The 23,122-nt window shown below is 66.2% G+C and carries 20 protein-coding genes; 4 read left to right on the forward strand and 16 right to left on the reverse strand.

What is annotated here, in order from left to right:
- Positions 1-19: 19 nt before the first annotated feature.
- From pheS to DZC73_RS16215, 11 genes are all read right to left on the reverse strand, one after another.
- Positions 20-1,063: a phenylalanine--tRNA ligase subunit alpha gene (pheS, locus tag DZC73_RS16170; RefSeq protein WP_124541377.1), complete on the reverse strand. Its 1,044-nt coding sequence runs from the start codon at positions 1,061-1,063 to the stop codon at positions 20-22.
- Positions 1,064-1,190: 127 nt separating this feature from the next.
- Complete coding sequence (gene rplT / locus DZC73_RS16175; protein WP_124541378.1) at positions 1,191-1,547, reverse strand: 50S ribosomal protein L20; 357 nt, start codon at positions 1,545-1,547, stop codon at positions 1,191-1,193.
- Positions 1,548-1,570: 23 nt separating this feature from the next.
- Positions 1,571-1,774, reverse strand: coding sequence for a 50S ribosomal protein L35 (gene rpmI / locus DZC73_RS16180; RefSeq protein WP_124541379.1), 204 nt, complete (start codon positions 1,772-1,774; stop codon positions 1,571-1,573).
- 125 nt (positions 1,775-1,899) lie between these two features.
- On the reverse strand, positions 1,900-2,451 hold the full coding sequence (infC, locus tag DZC73_RS16185; protein ID WP_124541380.1) for a translation initiation factor IF-3: 552 nt from the start codon (positions 2,449-2,451) through the stop codon (positions 1,900-1,902).
- Positions 2,452-2,544: 93 nt separating this feature from the next.
- Positions 2,545-4,464, reverse strand: coding sequence for a threonine--tRNA ligase (gene thrS / locus DZC73_RS16190; RefSeq protein WP_124541381.1), 1,920 nt, complete (start codon positions 4,462-4,464; stop codon positions 2,545-2,547).
- A gap of 182 nt (positions 4,465-4,646) precedes the next feature.
- Complete coding sequence (locus DZC73_RS16195) at positions 4,647-5,087, reverse strand: outer membrane lipoprotein (protein WP_124541382.1); 441 nt, start codon at positions 5,085-5,087, stop codon at positions 4,647-4,649.
- A gap of 104 nt (positions 5,088-5,191) precedes the next feature.
- The gene (locus DZC73_RS16200; protein ID WP_161974611.1) at positions 5,192-6,430 is read right to left on the reverse strand and encodes a HupE/UreJ family protein; all 1,239 of its coding nucleotides are present in this window, start codon (positions 6,428-6,430) and stop codon (positions 5,192-5,194) included.
- The gene (locus DZC73_RS29740; RefSeq protein ID WP_161974612.1) at positions 6,402-7,550 is read right to left on the reverse strand and encodes a tetratricopeptide repeat protein; all 1,149 of its coding nucleotides are present in this window, start codon (positions 7,548-7,550) and stop codon (positions 6,402-6,404) included. The genes DZC73_RS16200 and DZC73_RS29740 overlap by 29 nt, the downstream gene beginning before the upstream one ends.
- Before the next feature lie 69 nt (positions 7,551-7,619).
- The gene (locus DZC73_RS16205) at positions 7,620-7,886 is read right to left on the reverse strand and encodes a hypothetical protein (RefSeq protein WP_124541384.1); all 267 of its coding nucleotides are present in this window, start codon (positions 7,884-7,886) and stop codon (positions 7,620-7,622) included.
- A gap of 11 nt (positions 7,887-7,897) precedes the next feature.
- Positions 7,898-9,424, reverse strand: a complete 1,527-nt coding sequence (locus tag DZC73_RS16210; RefSeq protein ID WP_124541385.1) for a DUF4331 domain-containing protein — start codon at positions 9,422-9,424, stop codon at positions 7,898-7,900.
- A 142-nt stretch (positions 9,425-9,566) separates the two neighbouring features.
- A complete protein-coding gene (locus tag DZC73_RS16215; protein ID WP_124541386.1) occupies positions 9,567-10,037 on the reverse strand; it encodes an acyl-CoA thioesterase in 471 nt (156 codons plus the stop codon).
- 122 nt (positions 10,038-10,159) lie between these two features.
- On the opposite strand from DZC73_RS16215, the gene DZC73_RS16220 reads away from it, so the two are divergent.
- Complete coding sequence (locus DZC73_RS16220; RefSeq protein ID WP_124541387.1) at positions 10,160-10,555, forward strand: sigma-70 family RNA polymerase sigma factor; 396 nt, start codon at positions 10,160-10,162, stop codon at positions 10,553-10,555.
- On the opposite strand, the gene DZC73_RS16225 is transcribed toward DZC73_RS16220, so the two are convergent.
- From DZC73_RS16225 to DZC73_RS16245, 5 genes are all read right to left on the reverse strand, one after another.
- Positions 10,542-11,063, reverse strand: a complete 522-nt coding sequence (locus DZC73_RS16225; protein WP_124541388.1) for a superoxide dismutase family protein — start codon at positions 11,061-11,063, stop codon at positions 10,542-10,544. The two genes, DZC73_RS16220 and DZC73_RS16225, sit on opposite strands and share 14 nt — an antisense overlap.
- A 97-nt stretch (positions 11,064-11,160) precedes the next feature.
- Complete coding sequence (locus DZC73_RS16230) at positions 11,161-12,228, reverse strand: patatin-like phospholipase family protein (RefSeq protein WP_124541389.1); 1,068 nt, start codon at positions 12,226-12,228, stop codon at positions 11,161-11,163.
- Between the two features lie 7 nt (positions 12,229-12,235).
- Positions 12,236-14,575, reverse strand: a complete 2,340-nt coding sequence (locus DZC73_RS16235) for a Tex family protein (protein ID WP_124541390.1) — start codon at positions 14,573-14,575, stop codon at positions 12,236-12,238.
- Positions 14,576-14,667: 92 nt separating this feature from the next.
- Positions 14,668-15,894: a TIGR03862 family flavoprotein gene (locus tag DZC73_RS16240; RefSeq protein ID WP_124541391.1), complete on the reverse strand. Its 1,227-nt coding sequence runs from the start codon at positions 15,892-15,894 to the stop codon at positions 14,668-14,670.
- A complete protein-coding gene (locus tag DZC73_RS16245; protein WP_124541392.1) occupies positions 15,881-17,392 on the reverse strand; it encodes a hypothetical protein in 1,512 nt (503 codons plus the stop codon). The genes DZC73_RS16240 and DZC73_RS16245 overlap by 14 nt, the downstream gene beginning before the upstream one ends.
- 209 nt (positions 17,393-17,601) lie before the next feature.
- Here DZC73_RS16245 and DZC73_RS16250 point away from each other — a divergent pair, with 209 nt between their 5' ends.
- The 3 genes from DZC73_RS16250 to DZC73_RS16260 all read left to right on the forward strand — a co-directional run bounded on the left by DZC73_RS16250 (position 17,602) and on the right by DZC73_RS16260 (position 23,122).
- Positions 17,602-18,261 carry a DUF1223 domain-containing protein gene (locus DZC73_RS16250; protein ID WP_161974613.1) on the forward strand — a complete coding sequence of 220 codons (660 nt, stop codon included), beginning with the start codon at positions 17,602-17,604 and terminating at the stop codon, positions 18,259-18,261.
- Positions 18,262-18,495: 234 nt separating this feature from the next.
- The gene (locus tag DZC73_RS16255; protein ID WP_124541394.1) at positions 18,496-21,792 is read left to right on the forward strand and encodes a toxin-activating lysine-acyltransferase; all 3,297 of its coding nucleotides are present in this window, start codon (positions 18,496-18,498) and stop codon (positions 21,790-21,792) included.
- A 58-nt stretch (positions 21,793-21,850) separates the two neighbouring features.
- The gene (locus DZC73_RS16260; protein ID WP_124541395.1) at positions 21,851-23,122 is read left to right on the forward strand and encodes an HlyD family secretion protein; all 1,272 of its coding nucleotides are present in this window, start codon (positions 21,851-21,853) and stop codon (positions 23,120-23,122) included.

Here is a 23,122-nt window from a genome sequence, read left to right on the forward strand (position 1 = left end):
AATCGTTCCGCTGGAGGACTTACTTGAACTGGTTGAGGAAGCGCAGGTCGCCGTCGAAGAACAGGCGCAGGTCGCTGATGCCATAGCGCAGCATGGCCAGGCGGTCGATGCCCGAGCCGAAGGCGAAGCCGATGTAGCGCTCGGGGTCCAGCCCCATGTTGCGGATGACCTGCGGATGCACCTGACCCGAACCCGACACCTCCAGCCAGCGACCGGTGAGCGGGCCGCTCTCGAACATGATGTCGATCTCGGCGCTGGGCTCGGTGAACGGGAAGTAGCTGGGACGGAATCGCAGCTTGAGCTCGGTGGTCTCGAAGAAGGCCTGGATGAAGTTCAGGTAGACCGACTTCAGGTCCTTGAAGCTGACGTTCTCGCCCACCCACAGGCCTTCGACCTGGTGGAACATCGGCGAGTGCGTGGCGTCGCTGTCCACGCGATAGGTGCGACCCGGCGCGATCACGCGGATGTCGGGCATGTGGTCCTGGCCGGCGTACTTCTTCGCATGCGCCTGGGCGTAGCGGATCTGCATCGGCGAGGTGTGCGGGCGCAGGTTGTACCAGCGGCCCTCGTTATCCTTCATGTCGACGTAGAAGGTGTCCTGCATCGAACGCGCCGGATGGTTCTCCGGGTTGTTCAGCGAGGTGAAGCTCATCCAGTCGGTCTCGATCTCGGGGCCGTCGGCCACCTCGAATCCCATCGAGGCGAAGATCTGCTCGATGCGTTCCATGGTGCGGGTGATGGGGTGCATGCCGCCAGTGCCGCGCTGGCGGCCGGGCAGCGTCACGTCCAGCGCCTCGGCCTTGAGCTGTGCTTCCAGCTCCGCATCTGCCAAGCCCTGGCGGCGGGCATTCAGCGCAGCCTCGACCTGCTGCTTCGCACCATTGATCAACGCACCACGAGTCTTCTTCTCGTCGGGCGACAAGGCACCCAGCGCCTTGAGCATCTCGGTCAAGCGACCGGCCTTGCCGAGGTAGCGCGCCTTGGCGTTTTCCAGGTCCGCGGGCGTGTTCGCGCCGGCGAAGTCCCCTTGCGCATCCTGAACCAGTTGATCGAGGTCGTTCATCGAGTTCGAAAACATAAAAAAAGGCCGAACAGAATGTCGGCCTTGAGGAGCTTGCTCCCGGCGGCATTGCTGCCTTCAGGAGCCTGCCGCGATGCCCGCCGATTCACTCAACGGGCGATCACGGACATCAAGCGAGCTGGGCCTTCACCTTCTCGACGATGCTGCCAAAAGCGGCAGGATCGTTGACAGCCATGTCGGCGAGAACCTTGCGGTCGATGTCGATCGACGCCTTCTTCAAGCCAGCCATGAACTTGCTGTAGGTCAGTCCCAGACCCCGGCTCGCTGCGTTGATACGGGCGATCCAGAGTTGGCGGAAAACACGCTTCTTGTTGCGGCGGTCACGGTAGGCATATTGCCCGGCGCGCATGACCGCTTCCTTGGCAATACGGAACACGTTCTTGCGGCGACCACGGTAACCCTTGGCCAGTGCGAGAACCTTCTTGTGACGAGCGCGTGCGGTAACACCACGTTTGACGCGAGGCATATATCTTCTCCTTCAGCAGTGGGTCAGAGGCCAGCGAAGGGCAGCATCTGTGCGATGTGGCCCATGTTGGTCTCGTGCACGGCGACAGCACCACGCAGGTGGCGCTTGTTCTTCGTGGACTTCTTGGTGAGGATGTGGCGCTTGAACGCCTGACCGCGCTTGACGGTGCCACCCGGACGGACGCGGAAACGCTTCTTGGCGCCGCTCTTGGTCTTCATTTTGGGCATGACTGCTCCTTTTGATTTGCGCTGCAGGCGCCGGCAACACACTCGCCGTCTTGTAAGCCTTCAGTCGCTTCTGACAGCGGCCCGGTGACCAGACCGAACCGCTGAACTCTGTCTCGAAACCTGTCTTACTGCTTCCGCTTGGGCGCCAGCACCATGATCATCTGGCGACCTTCCAACTTGGGCATGTTCTCCACCACCGCCACATCCGCCAACTCGTCGCGAATGCGTTCCAGGAGCCGCATGCCGATGTCCTGGTGGGTGATTTCACGGCCTCTGTACCGCAGGGTCACCTTGCCCTTGTCACCGTCTTCCTCGATGAAGCGGCGCAGATTTCGCATCTTGATCTGGTAGTCGCCTTCGTCCGTGCCCGGGCGGAACTTGACTTCCTTGACCTCGATGACCTTTTGCTTGGCCTTGGCTTCCGCTGCGCGCTTTTGCTCCTGGTACTTGAACTTGCCGTAGTCCATCAGGCGGCACACCGGCGGATCGGCCTGGGCGGCGATTTCCACCAGATCGACGTCCAGGTCGCCTGCCATGCGCAGGGCTTCCTGGATCGGAATGATGCCGATTGGCTCGTTGTCGACGCCGTTCAGACGGACTTCCGGTGCCATGATCTCCCGGTTCAGGCGGTGCTTGCGCTCTGCATTGGGGGTACGGCGGTCAGCAAAAGTAGCGATGGTCTAACCTTTCAGCGGACTCCAAGGCCTGGAACCCAATAACGATGTTTGCGCGCTCGAGGCTCTCGTCGCGTGGCTCTCGGATGGGAGGGTTCACACTTTGAGGGCGATGTCGCTGGCGATCTTCGTCTGGAAGTCTGCCAGGGCCATCACACCCAGGTCTTGATTGCCCCGGGCGCGCACCGCAACGGCCCCGTTTGCCTTCTCCTTGTCGCCAACGACCAGGAGAAACGGGACCTTCTGCATGGAATGCTCTCGGATTTTATAGTTGATTTTCTCGTTGCGCAAATCGATTTCTGCTCTAAGCCCTTGTTTTTGAAGCGTTTTCACGACTTCCAGGGCGTATTCCGCCTGCGCTTCCGTGATATTCATGACCACAACCTGCACTGGAGCGAGCCAGGCGGGCAGCGCGCCGGCGTGCTGCTCGATCAGGATCCCGATGAATCGCTCCAGGCTGCCCACGATGGCGCGGTGCAGCATGATGGGCCGATGGCGGCCGCCGTCCTCGCCCACGAACTCGGCGTCCAGCCGCTCGGGCATGTTCGGGTCGACCTGCATCGTGCCGCACTGCCAGTGGCGGCCCAAGGCATCCTTCAGCGTGTATTCGATCTTCGGGCCATAGAAGGCGCCCTCGCCCTTGGCGATCTCGAATTCACAGCCTGAGCGGCGCAGGCTCTCCATCAGCGCGTGCTCGGCCTTGTCCCAGGACTCATCCGTTCCGATGCGGGCATCCGGCCGCGTGGCCACCTTGTAGATGATGTCCGTGAAGCCGAAGTCCTTGTAGACCTTCTGCAGCAGTTGCGTGAAGGCGGCGCACTCCTCCAGGATCTGGTCTTCCGTGCAGAAGATGTGGCCGTCGTCCTGCGTGAAGGCACGCACGCGCATGATGCCGTGCAGGCCGCCCGTGGGCTCGTTGCGGTGGCACTGGCCGAACTCGCCGAAGCGCAGCGGCAGGTCGCGATAGCTCTTGATGCCCTGCTTGAAGATCAGGATGTGGCCCGGGCAGTTCATCGGCTTGAGCGCGTAGTCGCGCTTCTCCGACTCCGTCGTGAACATGTTCTCGCGGTACTTGCCCCAGTGGCCCGTCTTCTCCCACAGCCCCTGGTCGAGGATCTGCGGGCCCTTGACCTCCTTGTAGCCGTTGTCGCGGTAGACGCCGCGCATGTATTGCTCGACGCCTTGCCACACCGTCCAGCCCTTGGGGTGCCAGAAGACCGTGCCCGGCGAGTGCTCGTCGATGTGGAACAAGTCGAGCTCACGGCCCAGGCGGCGGTGGTCGCGCTTCTCGGCCTCCTCCAGCATGGTGAGGTATTTCTGCAGCTCGTCCTTCGTGGCCCAGGCCGTGCCGTAGATGCGCTGGAGCATCTCGTTGCGGTGGTCGCCGCGCCAGTAGGCGCCGGCCACCTTCATGAGCTTGAAGTGCTTGAGCTTGCCCGTGCTGGGCACGTGCGGGCCGCGGCAGAGGTCTTCGAATTGGCCTTCGCGGTAGAGCGAGACATCTTCGTTGGCGGGAATGCTGGCGATGATCTCGGCCTTGTAGGCCTCGCCGATGCCCTTGAAGTACGCGACGGCCTCGTCGCGCGGCAACACGCGGCGCTCGACCTTCTCGTCTTTCTTGGCGAGCTCCGTCATCTTGGCTTCGATGGCGGCGAGGTCCTCGGGCGTGAAGGGACGTTTGTAGGAGAAATCGTAGAAGAAGCCGTTCTCGATGACCGGACCGATCGTCACCTGGGCATCGGGGAAGAGTTCCTTCACCGCATAGGCCAGCAGGTGGGCCGTGGAGTGGCGGATGACCTCCAGGCCATCTGCGTCCTTGTCCGTCACGATGGCCAGCGGCATGTCGCGGTCGATCGTGAAGCTCGTGTCGACGATGCGGGCGGCATCGCCCTCGCCGATGCGGCCGGCCAGCGCCGCCTTGGCCAGGCCAGTGCCGATGGACGCAGCGACATCGGCCACCGTCACGGGGCCGGGGTACTCACGCTTGGAACCATCGGGCAGTTGAATCGAGACCATGAAAAGTTGCTCCAGCAAAACAAAAAAGCGCGGGGGTGAGCCGCGCTTTGTTCGAGGGGGAAAGATGAAAAGTCGTGACGAGCCGCGGCCAGCTACAGCGAGGTGCTGCTGGGGGTAGTTCGCGGTGTCATAACCATGATGCCTTTCTCGCCCTTGTATTCTTCAGAAGCTGCGATTGTAGTTCACCAGCGGTAGAGCTGGTTGTTCTCGATGCGAACCCGATCACCCACACGCAGGTCGTTCAGCGAGGCGTAGTCGAAGCTGCGTACTCCGCCGCGCTCGGTCTGCACCGTGACACGGTAGACGTCGCGATAGCCGCGGTTGTTCTTCTCGATCTCGTTGCCGATCAGCGCCCCGGCCACCACGCCCACACCGGTGGCGAAGTCCTTGCGCGCACCATGGTCGACCTGGTGGCCGAGAAGGCCGCCGATGACGCCGCCCACCACCGCACCACCGCCGCTGGTCTGGCTCTGGGCGCGCACGTTCTCGATGTTCTGCACCACGCCGTACTGCACGCCCTGGTAGCTGCCCTGCGCAGCCTGGGGCGCGGGCTGGCGGGTGGCGCAGCCGGTGGCCAACACGGAGAACAGCACGATGCCGGCAAGCGCGATGGACGATTTCATGGAACAGCCTCCTGTGTGCCCCGGAAAGCGGGGCTTTCCGGTTGAACGCCCTGCCCCGGCGGCGCGGCGACGCCATCGGCCCAACTTTGCACACCGCAACATCGTTACATCGGCAACAAGGAGACGTTGGCCGTGCGCTCGATGAACCACAGCACGCCGACGACGATGGCCGCGCACGACCCGCCGCTGATGACCCAGCGCGGATAGCGCCTGCGCTGCCGCAGCAGGAACAGCAGCGCCACCACGACCGCGACGATGGCAAGCTGCCCGAGCTCGATGCCGACGTTGAACTGCAGCAAGGCCCAGGCGAAGTCCGCGGGCGGCAGGTTCAGTTCGGCCAGCACGTTGGCGAAGCCGAAGCCGTGGATGAGGCCAAAAAGAAACGTCACCAGTGCGCGCCGGTTCGCGAAGATGGGACGCAGGTTGTCGATGGCGGCCAGCACGATGGTGACGGCGATCGCAGGCTCGATGAAGGATGGCGGCAGCGAGACCCACTTCATCGCCGCCAGACCGAGTGTGATCGAGTGCGCAACGGTGAACGCCGTGACGATGCCCAGCACCGGCAGCAGCGCCTGAGACAAGCGCTCCACCGGCATCCAGCCCTGCGGACCGCGGCGCATCACGGCGGGCAGCATCAGGCAGATGAGGAAGAGCACGTGGTCATAGCCGGTGACGATGTGGGTGATGCCTTCGCGGATGAATTCGACTGGGCTTGCAATCCCCTCACCGCGGCGAGCGCCGGGGTCCATCGTGGCGCCATGATCCGCATCCATGGATCCGGGCGTTCGCCGGGATGACGGAGCTGGGGATGCGTCTGTCGCGCTTGACACGGCGGGCTGCAGCGGCTCCGCCCACTGCGCCGGCTTCGATGGATCAAGCACCATCAGCCGGGGCGCTCCACCCGCCGCCATCACATACGCCAACCCGCGATGCGTGGGATCGATCTCGCGCAGCACCGTGTATCGAATCGCGGGCGCCGAACCGTCAGCGCAACGCCCCTTCAAGGTCAGCGCCGCATACACCCCATCGGCACGACGCTCCAGCGCGCGCGAGGCTTCGCTCCACTCGCAGCCCTGCACCGCCACATTGCTGCGCAGGTAGGTCTCCACCGATGGCCAGGCGGCCTTGATCTCGCCCCAGGTCAGCCGCCCGTCGCCGTCGGCATCCAGGTCGAGCGCGACATCCAGGTCGCGCAGCGCCACGTCCACGCGCAGGGTCGACGACTCGCCCTTTGCATCGAGCTGCAGGTATGCATCGCTGGCCTTGTGCGCGAACGCGCGAGGCGCGACGAGCACCAGCACGAGCAGCAGCGCCCTACAGAAGTTCATCAAGACGGCGGTCATGGAGGCCCATGTCCTTTCGCAGGGAGTCGGCTTCGGCCATGGCGGCCTGTTGCCCGCTGGCGCGCGCAGCTTGCGCCAGCACCAGGAGGTCCAGCGGCTCGCGCTGGTGCTTCGCGTTCGCCCGCGCCAGCTGCAGGGCGCGCTCGGGCGATGCGTCCACCCACAGCGCGAACATGGCCTGCTCGCGGGCATGCGTGGTGCGCGCCTCGGGCCGCTGGTTGGCCAGGCGGATGCGCTCACGCATCTCGCGCACGTCGCGCGCACCATCGGGCGACTTGGCCACCGCCCCGGCGATGGCCAGGCGAAGCAGCACGGCATCGTTGCGCGGCTGTGTCTTCAGCAGTGCCAAGGCATCGGCCGCGCGCTGCCGGTTCAAGAGAAAGTCAGCGAAGGAGACCAGCGTGTAGCCATCATCGCGCGACGCCAATGCCGCGCGGTAGCTCGCCTCTGCGCGATCGAACTGCCCGGCTCGCGCCTGCGTCTCGGCCAGCGTCGTGAGCAGCCAGTTCCTGGTGCCGGCATCGATGCGCGGTGTGCGGGCCAGCCGGGTCAGCGTGTCGATGCCCGCATCGAAGTCTCCGCGCAGCCCCGCGTTCTCGGCCTTGCAAGCCTGCGCGTGCAAGGCCGCATTGGCAGCCGCCAGCGCCTCGCAGGCCTTGTCGGAATCGGCATAGCGCCCTTGCACGCGCCGCACCGTGGCAAGCGTCAGCCAGCCCTGCGCATGCGCCGGCTGGCGCCTCACCAGGTTCTCCAGATGCGCGCCGGCCTTGTCGAATTCATGCAGGTATTGCTCGATGGTGGCGACCATCAGCAGCACATCCTCAGGTGCCTTGTTCGGTTCAGGCCACGCCTTCAACGCGGCCAAGGCCAGGCCCGCCCGGCGCGGGTCGCCGTCGGCACGAGCTTGCTCCAGGTAGCGCTGCGACAGCGGCACGGCCAGCGAGGCATCGGCGGGATTCGCCGCCCATTCGCGGCGCAAACGGCGCTCCTCCGCGCGGTCCCCGCCGACGGCGGGAAGCACTTCGATGACTTGCGAATCGCTCGTGGGCACGACGGGCTCGGCATGTGCGGCAAGGCACGATGCAAGCACGCAAGCGGCGATCAATTCAAGGGGTTTCATCGACGTCAGTTGTTGGTGGGCCAGGACCACGGGCGCGACATCTCGCAGCCCGAGGCCCCGGCAATCAGGTCAATTCACCGGCTCGGGCTCGGTGTCGTCATCCTGCTTGGGCGAGAAGGTCGAGACGTCCAGGGCTTCCTTGGTGTCCGGCGTGTCTGCGCTCAGATCCACGAGGTAGCTCTTGAACTTCGCGGCCGTCGTGCCAGCGTCGCCGGGGATGGCGTCGGTGGCCGCCGTGGGCGGTGGAGGCGGCGCCGGAGCGTCGCTGCCGCCGCCGCAGCCGCTGAGCAAGGCCACCGACGAGAACAGCATGGCCAAAGTCTGCTTCTGGTTCATGGCAGGCCCTTTCAATGCGCGCCCGGGGCGGGCGTGTAGAGGTACGGGAACTTCGACAGCAGAGGCACCACCGCCTGGTCCACCGCGTCATGCAGCTTGAGCGACGTGCTGCCCAGCGGCACGTTGGCAGGCTTGCACTCCGTGCCCAGTCCCAGCGCATTGGTGTCGCCGTTGATCATGCACAGGCCGCCCATCACCGCCACGAGCGAGATGTCGACGACGTCGTCCTTCGGGCGGCGGCCGTTCGGGAATCCCGCTGCATCGCCACCGGCCAGGCCGAGGCGGTTCTGCGAGGCTTCCGCCGTCGCGGCCGTGCTGGTGTTCAGGCGCAGCATCTCCGAGGCCACCACGTTGGCCGGCTTGTTCACGCCGGCAATGCCGGTGAGGAACGTTGTCACGAGGTCGGTGCGCGGGATGTTCTTCGGCGCCGTGTTGGGCAGCGCGAGCGCGATCTCCAGCAGTGCGGGCAGGGTCGGGTTGGTCACGTAATCAGCGAACTGGGCGTCGTCCTTGGGCTTGGAGCCATTGAACTTGTCTTTGTCGGGCAGTCCGATGACAACTTCGTTAACCAGCGGCATGCCCAGGCGCGAGACCTGTGTCCAGGCGCCGCCCACCACGGCGGTCGTCTGGTAGCCGCTCTTGGGCTTGGGGTTGAGCAGGCTGCCCTGGCGCAGGCTGGCGGTGGTCCAGGCACCGATCACCGGGTCGCTGCCGGCCGTGAGGCAGGACTTGTGCACTTCCATCGCCAAGGTGGTGACGTTTGCATCGTCAATGACGTTGGGCACGGCGTTGATGAGCGTGGGATCGGTGATGACCGAGACCGGCGCGTTCACCAGGTCGAAGATGGTGCCCAGGTTCACCGCGAACGGGTCCTTGCGCTGGCCGACGAAGAGCTTGGCTGGCGTGTTGCACCCGGGGATGTTCACCGTGTAGATGTGCTTGGCGGCGTAGCCTTCGTAGTCGGGGATGGTCTTGGTACCGATGTTGTCCACCGGCTTGTCGAAGGTGGCGCTGCCGCCCGTGGCGTTGGTGATGGCAGCGCGCGTGCCGGTGCGGCGATCGCCCCGCACCACGTCCACGGTGTAGCTCTCGGAGACATTCAGCGACGGCGACTTCACGTCCGTCACCTGCCCCGCCTGGATCAGCGGAATGGCCACGTTCTTGCCGCCGATGGGCAGCGTCACCGAGTTCAGCTTGTTCTTGAAGCGGAACTGGAAGGTGATGTCTTCCTTCGCGTCGCCGTTGTTGTCGATGTGGATCTCGTACAGGGCGTTCTGGTCCAGCGTGAAGTAGTTCGGCCCGCCGTACGGAGCCTGCAGCGGCAGGTAGTTCGCGATCAGCGTGACGTAGCCTTCGCGGCCCGGCTCATAGCTGGCGAACATGTAGAGGTCGGTGGCATCGACCTTCGGCATGGTGGTGATGGACGGGGCCTCGCGGTGGCTGGAGGCCTGGGCGGGCGCGGCGATGAGTCCGGCGGTGGCGGCGCACAGGGCGGCCGCGAGCGGCAGCATGCGCCGCTTGGCAAAACGTTGAGTCATGGTCTGTCTTCCTTCTGGCTGTGGTGAAACACAAGGTCGGGCACCGCTTCGAATGCTTGCCTTGCGGCGCCTGACCGTGCTCTACGCAGCCTTTGGAAGACTGGATGCAGCGTGGCGATGCGCGCTGCCAATCACCTTGCTGTCAGGTGGACTTCAATCGCAGCTCGAATTCCTGTCGCAGCTGCCGGCGCGTGAGCGCCGCGGCATGGCGGCGCTTCTGGTCGTCGGTGACGGGGACCAGCGGCGGCACCGCAGAGGCCTTCCTGTTCTCGTCCATCGCCACCATGGTGAAGAAGCAGCTGTTGGCATGGCGCAGGGTCTGCGTCTGGATGTTCTCGGCCACCACCTTGATGCCCACCTCCATCGAGGTGTTGCCGGTGTAGTTCACGCTCGCGAGGAAGGTGACCAGCTCGCCCACGTGGATGGGCTGGCGGAACATCACCTGGTCCACCGACAGCGTCACCACATATTGCCCGCAGTAGCGGCTGGCGCAGGCGTAGGCCACCTGGTCCAGCAGCTTGAGGATGGTGCCGCCGTGCACGTTGCCGGTGAAGTTGGCCATGTCCGGCGTCATCAGCACCGTCATGGTGAGTTCGTGGTTGGGAAGATTCATGGACCCCGTTCCTCTGTGTTTCAACGATTGCCGCCAGTATGACGGCCCGACCTGCATCCACGGCAGCGGGTGACGCGTATACGGGGCACATTCGAACGGGCAGGCCCGTCTACAGGAGCGCGATGAGCGAGGAGAGGACGGCAGCGAACGCGGCATCGGCGGACGAAGATGCGGTGTTGCGGACCCTGCTGTCTCGCATCGCCCTGGGCGACCGCGCCGCACTCGCGGAGTTCTACGACCGCACGGTGTCGCGGGTTTATGCCTGTGCGCGTGCCATCGTGCGCGGCGACCGGGAAGCGGAGCTGGCCACCGAGGATGTGTACCTGCAGGTCTGGAAGCAGGCCTCAAGCGTGTCGCGCCACGGCTTTCACGTCGTGTCGTGGCTCTTGATCCTCACCCGCCACCGGGCCTTGCCGCCGGGCGAGGTCGCCAGGACAAAGGCCCGGGTTCGCCGGGCCTTGCTGGAATCAGGACACGGCGGACACGAGGGTCCGCCGGACGACCTCACGACGCCTTGATGACGCCGCAGGCGACGCGCGCGCCGGAGTTGCCGGTGGGCTGGGTCTTGTAGTCGTCCGGGCCGGCGTGGACGATGAGGCCGCGGCCGACCAGGTCCGACGTGCCTGAACCGATGCTGACGCCGCTCAGCTCGAAGCTGGTGTTGACGTTGCCGCTGGCATCGGCCGTCAGGCCGGGGAAGTCGCCGGCGTGATGGTCGTGGTCCTGCGGGCCATGGGGCTTGCCGCTCGGGTTGAAGTGGCCGGCGGTGCTCATGCCGTCGCCGCTGGAGCAGTCGCCCTTCTCATGGGCGTGGAAACCGTGCTCGCTGTTGGGCGCGAGGCCGGTGATGTTGGCGGTGACCAGCACCTTGTCGCCCTTTTGCTGGAAGGTGACGGTGCCTGCCACGGCGTTGCCCTTGGTGGGTTCGAGCGTGGCCACGGCCTTCGGGCCGCTGCTGCCGAAGGTGCCGCAGGCGCTGAGGGCCGCCGCGGCAGCGAGGATGGCGAGGGAGGTGCGTGCGTTCATTCGATCTCCTGGATGGTTCTTGGAACGGGACGGATGTTAGGCCCGTTGGACGTACGGAGTGGGATGCAGGACGGATGCATGCCGGCCTCCTCGAAACTCAAAGCGGCAAGGCCTCGACCTTGCCGCCTTCAACCAAGGCTGCGAAGTCATCGCGCAACTGCTGGCTTTGCTGCACCGCCTTCGACCACGCCTTCACGCGCGCCGCGGTGTCGTCGCCGTAGTGCTTGAAGTCATTGCGGTCGGGCAGCTTGCCGTTGGGCAAGGTGGCGATCCACTCCGGCGTTGGCGCCAGCACCACCACGTTGTCCAACCGCTCGGTCGCGCGGTGGCGGTGCTTGAAGGCCTTGTCCAGCCAGCCCGGGATCACCGTCTTCTGGAAGTGCGGGTACAGCACCAGTCCATCGGCCATGGAGGCGTAGTTCAGGTGCAGGTGGTAGTCGGTGATGCCACCGTCCCAGTACGCACCGCGCGGTGCACCGGGAATGTCATGCACCGCCTCCAGCCAGAACGGGATGGAGCAACTCGCGAGGATGCTCGCGGCCAGGTTGCTCGCATCCAGCGCCACGGTGTGCGTGCGGTAGTCGTGGAGATGCAGCGGCACCGCATCGCGCGCATCCGAGAAGATCACCCGCTCCAGCCAGCCGCCCATGGCCTTGCGGCTGATGGCGTTGGTGGCGAAGGCACCCAGGTAGCCCAGCGGCGTGGTGATGCGGCCTTCGCGCCGCATGATGTGCCGTCCACGGCTGGTGAACACATGCAGCCGGTAGCGCGGATGGTTCAGCACCTCGTGCGTGCGTCCGCCGAAGCGCTCCACCAGCTTCGCACCGAAGGCCTCGCTGACGTGCTTCGCCTTGGGCTGCTTGCCCGGCTCGTGCTCGTATTCCTGGTGGATGTAGTCGTCGGCCATCTGCGCAAAGGCAGCGGCCGGGTCGTCCAGGCAGGCGGTGGCCATGCGCCACGCGCCGATGGATGCGCCCATCAGGTGCACCGTGTGGCCGGTCCCCGCCAGCCATTCGCCGAAGATGAACTGGTCCAGCGGACTCAGCACCAGGCCCTTGGGGCCGCCGGCCGCGGCGGGAATCACCCGCACGTCCTGCGGCTTCAGGCCCTGCTCGCGGATGCGGGCAAGGGCCCGGGGCCCGGCGTGGACGGCGAGTGCCTTCATCGGCCCATCAGCGCTTGGTCTGCAGCTTCGCGAAGGCGGCGGCCATGGCCGACTGGCCCTGCGGTTGCGCCTGCTGGCGCATCGCGCCGGCGGACACGCGCTCGTTGCGGCCGGGCTGGCGGAACTGGTTGTTGCCACCTTCTCCCTTGGGCGCCGGCTTGGCATCGAGCTTCATGGTCAGCGAAATGCGCTTGCGGGCCAGGTCCACCTCCAGCACCTTCACCTTGACGATGTCGCCGGTCTTGACCACCTCGCGCGCATCGTTGACGAACTTGTTGCTGAGCTGGCTCACGTGCACGAGGCCGTCCTGGTGCACGCCCAGGTCCACGAAGGCGCCGAACTGCGCGACGTTGCTCACCGTGCCTTCCAGCGTCATGCCGGGCTGGAGGTCGGTGATCTCTTCCACGCCATCGTTGAAGCGCGCGACCTTGAAGTCAGGCCGCGGATCGCGGCCGGGCTTCTCCAGTTCGCCGAGGATGTCCTTCACCGTGATGGCACCGAACTTCTCGTCGGCGAAGGCTTCGGGCTTGAGCGTGCGGATCACGTCGCTGCGTCCCATCACCTCGTTGGCCGGCTTGTTCACCGTGCTGAGGATGCGCTCGACCACCGGATAGGTCTCAGGGTGCACGCCCGACTGGTCCAGCGGGTTGTCGCCGCCGCGAATGCGCAGGAAGCCCGCGCTCTGCTCGAAGGTCTTGGCGCCCAGGCCGCTCACGTCCAGCAACTGCTGCCGGTTGCGGAAGGCGCCGTTGGCATCGCGCCAGCGCACGATGCTCGCGGCCACCGCGCTGCTCAGGCCCGACACGCGCGACAGCAGCGGCGCGGACGCCGTGTTCAGGTCCACGCCCACCGAGTTCACGCAGTCCTCGATGACGGCGTCCAGGCTCCTGGCCAGCTCGCTCTGGTTCACGTCGTGCTGGTACTGGCCCACGCCAATGCTCTTGGGCTCGATCTTCACCAGCTCGGCCAGCGGGTCCTGCAGGCGGCGCGCGATGGACACCGCGCCGCGCAGGCTCACGTCCAGCTCGGGCAGTTCCTTGCTCGCGTATTCGGAAGCCGAGTAGACCGAGGCGCCCGCCTCGCTCACCACCACCTTCTCGATGTGCGTGCCCGGCGCCAACTGCTGGATTCGCTTGATGAGGTCTGCCGCCAGCTTGTCGGTCTCGCGGCTGGCGGTGCCGTTGCCGATGGCGATGAGGTTCACGCCGTGGGTGGCGCACAGGCGGCCCAGCGTGTGGATGGAGCCTTCCCAGTCCTTGCGCGGCTCGTGCGGGTAGACGGTCGAGGTGTCCAGCACCTTGCCCGTGTCGCTCACCACCGCCACCTTCACGCCGGTGCGGATGCCCGGGTCCAGGCCCATCACCACGCGCTTGCCGGCGGGTGCGGCCAGCAGCAAGTCGCGCAGGTTCTCGGCGAACACCTTGATGGCCACGCGCTCGGCTTCCTCGCGCAGGCGGGAGAACAGGTCGCGCTCCAGGCTCAGCGAGAGCTTGACCTTCCAGGTCCAGGCGATGGTCTTGCGGATGAGGTCGTCGGCGGCGCGCTTCGAATGGCTCCAGCCGAGATGAATCGCGATGCGGCCTTCGGCGATCGTGGGTTGGCCAGGCTGCGGCTCCTCGGCCAGCACCAGCTTGGCGTCGAGGACTTCCTGCGTGCGTCCACGGAACACCGCCAGGGCACGGTGCGAAGGCACGGTGCGGATGGGCTCGTCGTAGTCGAAGTAGTCGCGGAACTTCGCGACCTCGGCGTTGTTCTCGTCCTTGCCGTCCATCAGCTTGGAGCGGAAGAGGCCCTCTTCCCACAGCCATTCGCGCAGCTTGCCCACCAGCGCGGCGTCTTCCGCCCAGCGCTCGGAGAGGATGTCGCGCACGCCGTCGAGCACGGCGAAGGCATCGGCAAACCCAGCCTCGGCATTCACAAAGGCCGCGGCTTCGGCAGCGGGGTCGAGAGACGGATCGGCGAAGAGCTTGTCGGCCAGCGGCTCGATGCCGGCTTCGCGGGCGATCATGCCCTTGGTGCGGCGGCGCGGCTTGTACGGCAGGTAGATGTCTTCCAGTTCCTGCTTGGTGGGCACGGCTTCGATCGCAGCGCGCAGCTCGGGCGTCAGCTTGCCCTGCTCCTCGATGCTCTTGAGCACCGCCGCGCGGCGCTCTTCGAGCTCGCGCAGGTAGCCCAGCCGCGATTCGAGTTCGCGCAACTGGGTGTCGTCCAGACCGTCGGTGGCTTCCTTGCGGTAGCGTGCGATGAAGGGCACGGTGGCGCCTCCATCCAGCAGTTCAACAGCGGTGTTCACTTGGGCCGGGCGAACCTTCAGTTCGGCGGCGAGTTGCAACAGGATCTTGTCCAAGGTGATCAGGGGGCAGACTGCTATGAAGGCGCGCAGTTTGCCATAGGGGGTGGCGGCCGGCGCCGCTCGAAACGTGATAGGTGAAACGCGATTCAGCGCCCGGCGGCGGCGTGTCCAGCGACGAAGCCCGAAGCGAAACAGGCCGTGAGCAGGTAGCCGCCGGTGGGCGCTTCCCAGTCCAGCATCTCGCCGGCGCAGAACACACCGGGGATGTCATGCAGCATCAGGCCGTCGGTCATCGCGTCGAAGGCCACGCCGCCTGCGGAACTGATGGCCTCCTCCACCGGACGAGGCTTCACGAGCCGCAGCGGCAGCGACTTGATGGCTGCTGCGAGCTTCGCCGCGTCGTGGATCACGTCCTTGGGCAGCAGCTCATGCAACAGCGCGGCCTTCACGCCGTCAAGACCCAGCCGGCTCTTGAGGTGCGTCGACAGCGAACGCGATCCACGCGGGCGGGCCACTTCCGCGGCGACGAAGCCCAGGTCGCGCTGGGGCAGCAGGTCCAGGTGCACCACCGCCTCGCCCTTGGCGGCGATGGTGTCCCGCACCGGCCCCGAAGCGGCATAGACGAGGCTGCCTTCCACGCCCGCCTCGGTGATGACGAATTCGCCTGCCTGGTGGAAATGCTCGAAGGCCAGCGCCACGTTCTTCATCGGCGTTCCCGCGAATTTGCTGCGGAAGAAATCGGTCCAGGCTGCCACTTCGAAACCGCAGTTCGAGGGTGTCAGTGCGCGCACCGCGACGCCGCGCGATTCAAGCAGCGGCAACCAGGCGCCGTCGGAGCCCAGCCTCGGCCAGCTCGCACCGCCCAGCGCAAGCACCACCCTGTCGTGGCCTTGCACGAGCACGTCGCCCGCCTCGTTGGTGAAGCGCAGGCCGATGCCATCGTCCGCCCAGCCCGTCCAGCGATGCCGCATGTGAAAGCGCACACCCGAACCTCGCAACCTCGCAAGCCACGCGCGCAGCAGCGGAGCGGCCTTCATGTCGGTGGGAAACACCCGCCCCGAAGAGCCGATGAAAGTCTCCACGCCCAGGCCCTGCGCCCACACGCGCAACTGCGGCGCGCCGAAGCGGCAAAGCATCGGCTCGATGTCGCGCCGGCGGCCTCCATAGCGCGCTGCGAAGGCCTCGTGTGCTTCCGAATGCGTGAGGTTCAGGCCGCCCTTGCCCGCCAGCAGGAACTTGCGGCCCACCGACGGCATTGCGTCGTACACGTCGACCTGCACGCCGGCCTGCGACAGCACCTCCGCGGCCATCAACCCGGCAGGCCCGCCGCCGACGACGACGGCGCGGCGCGCGCCGGAATCAGCGGTAGCCATGCCCCGCCACGCCGAAGGTGAAGGCCATGGACAGCTCTGCTACCGGCGCTTCCAGCCCGCCCTGGCGCAGCGACTTGATGCGCCCGGCGCCGACACGCACGGACATCGACGGCGACACGGTCACGCCGAGGTAGGCATTGGGCTGCATGATCGCCCCGCCCTTGCTCTCCACGCCACCGCCGCCGGCGGCGCCCACGAGCATCTCGGCCCCCACGTGCACCGGCCCCCAGATGTGCGACTGCACGCCCACGCCGAACAGGCCCACGGTGTAGCCGCCCGCGCCGCCGCCCCAGCCGCTGTGGGCCTGGCCGGTGAGGTAGAAGTTCTGCGACACGAATCGGTTGGCCTTGAGCGTCACGTTCTGCAGGATGCGGCTGCTGCCGTCCTTGCGCAAGGCGTTGTAGCGCTCGCCGCCGCCCACCCATTCCGTGCGGGTGTTGCGCAGCGGCGCCGTCACGTCGGTGGGGTCATCGAGGATCCAGTTGAGCGAAGCGGCCGCATGCAGCGCCTTGAAGCTGCCCTGCGGCGCGCGGGTCACGCCGCCTTCCAGCGACAGGCCCAGCTCGCGCGTGAGGCGCACCGTGCCGTACACGCCGCCCTTGAGCAGCAGGCCACCGCCCACGCTGACATCGCCGCCACCGCCCATGCCCACCGCTGCACGCGCGCCCACGGTCAGCACGTTGGACCACACGGTCGTCTCGGTGCCGACAGAGCCCAGGTATTCCGCATAGCCCGCCACGCCGCCGCTGGCCGCGCCCGCGGCTTCGATGCCCCAGTAGGCGTGGTCGCTGATGGCGCGCTCCAGACGCGCGCCGACGAAGCCGATCTTCCCTTCATACGGCAGGCCGCTGTTGCGCTTGGCGCTTGCCCGCGGCGAGTACACGCCGAACACCGCCTGCACCCGGTCGAAGCCCATGCCCGACCGCCCGCTGATCTCCGAACGCTCGCCGATGCGGTTGCCCGCCACGTAGCGGAAGTCCGTCTTCGCGCTCCACACCAAGCCCAGCTGGCGACTGTTGATGTCGCCATTGGCAAAGCGCACTTGGGACGCCGAGAGGCCGGCGAGGAAAGGCCCGAAGTCCCACAGCAGGTCCAGGTGCGGGCGAAGCATCAGGCCACCACCCACCGGCGCCACGCCGCCACCGCCGCCGCCGACGTAGCTGCCCAGTTCCAACGTGAGCGGCCCGCCCAGGCTGCGCTGCCATGACACTTCACCGCCCAGGGTGAAGAGGCCGCCGCGCTTGCCGCTGATCGCGCCGTAGGCCGCAGGCCCCACGCTCAAGCCATGGCCGACATCGATGAGATAGGTCGTACCCACGAGGCCCATCTTCTCGTCGCCCGGCAACGACACCTTTTCGATGCCCAGCCTGATCTGCGCCGGTGTGGTCACCAGCGGGTCGGTGGAGGTCTGTGCCCACGACAGCCCGGTGGTGGCCATGCCAAGACCCGCAAGCCAGTGGCGCAGGTACCGTGCCCGGAAGGAAGAAGATGTGCTCATGCGCGGTCGATTCGATCTGGGCGCGGATGGTACTGGGTGGCGGCCCGGGCGTAAGAAACTGAGGCGTCGAAACGACATCCGGTGTGGCCCGCCGGGGCGCCAATGAACCGAGGTTTTCCATCATGGCAATGTCGACTCCGTTTTCGTTCTGCATGGCAGCCGCTCTGACAGCCACGTCGGTACACGCCGTGGCCGCAGGAACGGCCTGCATGGCGTCCAGCGGAAACACCGCGGCAACGCTGGTGGAGCTGTACACCTCCGAAGGCTGCAACAGCTGCCCGCCGGCCGACCGCTGGCTCAGCAGCCTGAAAAGCCGTGTGGATGTCGTCCCCCTCGCCTTCCACGTCGACTACTGGGACCGCCTGGGATGGAAAGACCGTTTCGGCAGCGCCGCGTTTTCGCAGCGGCAGGGGCAGCAACTGGCGGTCAACGGCTCGCGCTTCGCCTACACACCGCAGGTGGTGGTCGACGGCGCGGACCAGCGCGGCGGGCCCCGGTTGCCTTCGAGCCGGCATGCGTCACCCGTGGCGATCGAGATGACGCAGGCGCCAGCGGGGGGCGACACGACGGCATCGATTTCGCTCGCCGCGCCCGCCGGCATGACGCTCGCTGCGTACTGGGCCGTCACGGAATCCGGGCACCGCAGCGACGTGAGCGCAGGCGAGAACCAGGGCGTGACCCTGCTGCATGACTTTGTGGTGCGGCAACTGGTGGACGTGCCCGCCTGGATGGCAGCGCCGGGGCAGCCCCATGCGCTGCGACTGCCCGCCCTGTCGGCACCTGACCACGACACGCGCATCGCGCTGGTGGTGCTGGACGGCCGCAGCGGCAAGCCCTTGCAGGCACTGGCGATGAAGGCCTGCCGATGAACGAAGGCAGGAATATTTCCGATTGATGAAATGGGGCCCCTGCAGGAACTTCCTAAGGGACAGCCCCAGGGTCTATTTCAGGCCTGAAACGTCGACAAGTGGTACTCGAATGGTTATGCTGAATGGCAACCACTTGATGCACTTGCCATCGCGATTTCAGGCAACGGGCATGCGAGTTTCAAAGACAGGCGCACTGGCAGTTTCAGGACGCCGCATCAGAGACCTCACGTCGCTATGCTCGACTCACTGCCAGACTCTTCGTTCGTGCCGTTCAGCGCCCGAAAGCTGAGCCAACCCCTGCTGCACTGGTCGAATCCCGACATCGCCGGCCATCTGGATTTTTTCGAGCATTCCTATTGCATTCCGCACCCCAACGATCCTGAGGAATATTTTTCCACCGAATGGAAAATTTTTCAAGCGGAACGTTATGGCGGCCGGGGCGTCGGCAGCAATGGCGGCGGCGCGCGTTGCGGGTTTGATGGAAAAATTCAAATCAAGGGAATTGGCCGAAACCCGTTGGTAGGCCGAGATACTGACTTCTGGCACGCCCACGGCGGCGCCAATCTCGAAGAAGCGATTCGCGAAGCCGTTTGGGGAGAAATATGCCACCGTGTGTTGCCATTCGGTGGCGTGCGCTGCCTGCAGATCATCGGAACGGGCACGCAAAGCCATTTTGAAAACAGCCAGGGAAACCGCACCCTTCCCCGCGCCCTGATCGTGCGCGAAGCCGCGGTGCGTCCCGCGCATTTCATGCGGGCCATCAACCACGCGCCTTCAGACGGCATGGACGGCCAGCCGCATGACACCGAACGCACCCGCGCCGCCGCGGCCGTGATCGGCACCCAGTTCAAGGCCATGCTGGGGTGGCCGCAGGAGCAGCCGGTGGATGCGCAACTCATCCAGGCCGGGCTGTCGGAGATGGTCAAGCGCTTCGCCTGGCAGGTCGCCGCGGCCCGCGCCAAGCGGATGCCGCACGGGGCGCTGAACTGCTCGAACATTGCGCTGGATGGGCGCTTCCTCGACTACGAGACCATCAGCACCTTGCCCGATCACGGCCGGGTGATCACTGCCCGAGGCAACCCTGACAGCTGGAACGGGCACACCAGCTTGAGCGCCACGCTGGTCCACCTGCTGTTCTACCTGCGCAACTACCTGCCCGGCGGACTTGGAAAACAGCTCGATGGCGCTCAGCGCTGGATCAGCGAATATCTGGACCAATACCAACAGCGCCTGGAAATTGAATACCTCAAGTTGACGGGGTTGGGCGAAGGCGACATCCACGGTATTGATCCAGCACCGAGGGCGTTGCTGTGGAAAAGCATTCAAAGTCTGATCGCCCAGGGAAATGCCGAGCCGTTCAAAATTCCCGCAATGCCGCCTCAGACTGGCCGATTCCACCTGAATTCCATCATTCAATCAGCGGCACGAGGTTTCGGAAAAGCCGACCTCGCTCAGGTATTGATTGATGAAATACCAGACCCTGATCTGAGAAATGATTTCTGCCGTGCCTTGGGTGCCATCTGGCCCCGACATCTTCAATCATTCCCCGGCGGATCAGATTGGAAAAATCACGTCATCCGCCTGAACACCAGCCTCCCGGAACTGGCGCACCCCTACCTGGAAAAATCGATACTGTGTGAAATCGACTCCCATGATTCATGTGAATGGGTGGCACCATTCATCGAGGACCTGATCGAGCGAGGATCCTACTTTCTCTCCGATTCAGTGAATACAACATTGGATTCACAGTGGTATCTATCAAGCTCCAAAACCACTTTTCCAGCCCAGAAAGCTCCAGCCAGCCACTACCGCGTCCAGCCTGACGGAAGCGAGACCGTCACCGACCGCGCCGCCTTGCTGGGCTACGCCGCCAAGCTGATGTCGCAAAGCCCGGCCCATGTGGGCGCGGCGATGAGATCCCTGCGGCTGCTCGTGACACCTGCCCTGGCGCAGCACCGCATCAAGTTCTACTTCAATGAAGACGGCCAGCCGGTGGGCTTCGTGGTGTGGGCGTTCCTGGACGAGGACGTCGAGCAGCGTGTGATTTCCACCGCCGGTTTTCAACTTCACGAAAGCGAGTGGAACGAAGGCCGGCGGCTGTGGATCGTGGACCTCGTCGCCCCGATGGGCAACGCCCGCTACATCCTGCGCGACCTGCGCGACGCGGTCTTCGCCGATGCGCCCGAGATCCAGTACCTGCGCAGGCGGCGAGCCGGTGCCATGCAGCACAAGCACCTTCGCCGCCGCCACACCACGAGCTTCTTCGGCCGGATCGCAGCCGCCAACGTGACGGCGGTCCCGGCGCCCGTGCTGCGCGCCAGGCCTTGCGGGCTGGCGCAGGTGGAATCGCAGGCCGTGGGCATCGCGGACCGTCCCTTCGAGGACGACGACGATCGCGACCTCCATGCTTTCGGCGAAGCGGTCGGCGACGCCACCCTGGTGGTGCTGGGCCAGCAGACCCATGGCTGCGCCAACGCCATGACGCTGAAGGCGCGCATGGTGCGCTATCTCCAGGCGCACAAGGGCTTTCGCGTCCTCGCACTGGAAGGCGGCTCCTTCGACACCGCCCGGACCGGGGAACTGGTGGATGGCGGCCTGCGCCACGAAGACGCCGCACAGGGCGCGCTCTTCCACATGGTGGCGCAGGCCAGCTGCATGGCGCCCTTCTTCGACTACCTCGACCAGCAGCGCGCCCGGCCGCAAGGCTTGCGCCTGGAGGGCTTCCACACCAAGCACACCGGCGTCCACGCCATGTCCGGCCTGTGCGATCGCCTGCGCCAGTTGCTGGCCCCGACCCATTCGATGCTGTTCGACGAGGCCGGCTGGCAGTTCTTCCAGCGCCACGCCGAATCAGCGATGCGCATGGATGCCGCGCCGCCGGAACCCGGGCAGCTCGAACGCCTGGCGGGCATGTTCCGCTCGCTGCACGACGCTCTGAAAACCTTGCCCGAAGGGGATGGAGAAGGTGACGGCCCGCTGCTGCAATCCCCCGCCTACTGGCGCAGGACGCTGACGGAACTGGAGCGCCAGGGCGAGCGCTACTGGGGCATCCGCGACGATTGGGTCAGCCGCGAGCGCTGGCTGGCGCAGTCGCTGCTGTGGTTGCAGCGCGAGCGCTACCGCGGCGACAAGATGATCGTGTGGACCCACAACATCCACGCCCAGCGCAATGCGCCCTCGTTCAAGATGGGTGCGACCTTGTCGGCCGCGCTGGGCGAGTCAATGGTCAGCGTGGGGTTCACGGGTGGCACCGGCCGCTTCACCGACTGGATCAGCGGCGGCATCGCGGAGATTCCCGAGCCGCCCATCGGCTCGCTCGAAGAGCAGCTCGGCCGCCGCAAGCATCCCGCCTGCCTGCTGGACCTGCGTGCGCCGGCCATCGCGCAGGCCTTGTCCACGCTGGAGAACTGGCGCTACAAGAACTACGGCCACGCCGGCTTCCCTGTCACGCAGGCCTTCGACCTGGTGGTGCACCTGCAGCAGGTGCAGCCGGTGATGCGGCGCCAGACGGCGCTGAGGGAGGCGGCATGAGCCACGCACGGCCGCCCGAAGTGGCTCGCACCGCAGTGCGCAGCACGGAGGTTACCCAATGACCACGCCGCTCTTCCGCATGGAAGCGCTCAACGCGCGCAGCGGCCGGTGGACGGGCCGCATCGTGCTGGCCCGCCCCGTGCCCATGCGGGTGGCGGCCTGGGTCTCGGCGGCCCTCGTTGCCACGTTGGTGGCGTTCGCGGTGATGGGCGAATACACCCGCACCGTGCGCGTGGCCGGGCAGCTCGTGCCTGCCGCGGGCACGCTGCAGGCGGTGTCGCCGCAGTTCGGCCGCGTCACCCACAAGCGGGTGCATGACGGCGAGACGGTCCGCGCCGGCCAGGTGCTGTACGAGCTGTCGTCCGAACGCGCCAGTGATGGCGACGGCATCGACCGGCGCATCGAGATGGCACTGAAGATGCGCGGCGACATGCTCGCCCAGGAGCGCGATCTCCAGACGCGGCAGTTGCAAGACCGCGAGCGTTCCCTGTCGGCGCGTTCGCGCATGCTCGATGGCGAACTCGCCAGGCTGGACCAGGAGCTGGTCCTGCAGAAGGCGCGGGTGGACAGCGCGCTGCGCATGGCAGATCGCTTCCGCGGGCTGCGCCAGCAGGGCTTCGTGTCGGAAGTGCAGCTCACCCAAAGCGAGAACGACCTGAGTGACCAGCAGTCGCGCCTGCAGTCGCTGGAGCGCGCACGGCTGGCCTCCTCGCGCGACCTCGTGCAACTGCGCGAGGAAGCCGGCCAGATCGCCGGGCAGATCCACCTCAACGGCGCGCAGACCGAACGCGCCATGGCCATGCTGGAGCAGGAGGCCGCCGAGCACCAGGGGCGCAGCCGCATCCAGGTGTTGGCCCCGGCGGACGGCACCGTCACCGCGCTGGCGGCGGAGCCGGGGCAGACGGTGCAGGCCGGCACGGTGCTCGCGAGCGTGATTCCCGCCGGCAGCGACCTCGAAGCGCACCTGCTGGTGCCCTCGCGCGCCGTGGGCTTCATCGAACAGGGCCAGGACGTTCGGCTGCGCCTGTCGGCCTTCCCGTACCAGAAGTTCGGCCAGGCCACGGGCACCGTGCTTCGCGTGGAGCACAGCCCCCTGACGCAAAGCGCACAGGGCGACGGCACGCCCGCCGCGGGGCAGCAGGCAGGCAACGAGACGATGTACCGCGTGGTCGTGCGCCTGGCCCGCCAGACGGTGCTGGCCTACGGCCGCGAACAACCCTACCGCGCCGGCATGACGCTGGACGCGGACATCCGCCAGGACCGGCGGCGGCTCGTCGAGTGGGTCATCGACCCGCTGCTGAGCGCCGCGAAGGGACGCGCGGGCTCATGA

It is taken from the genome of Rhizobacter terrae (assembly GCF_003852895.1).
Taxonomy (GTDB): Bacteria; Pseudomonadota; Gammaproteobacteria; order Burkholderiales; family Burkholderiaceae_C; genus Albitalea; species Albitalea terrae.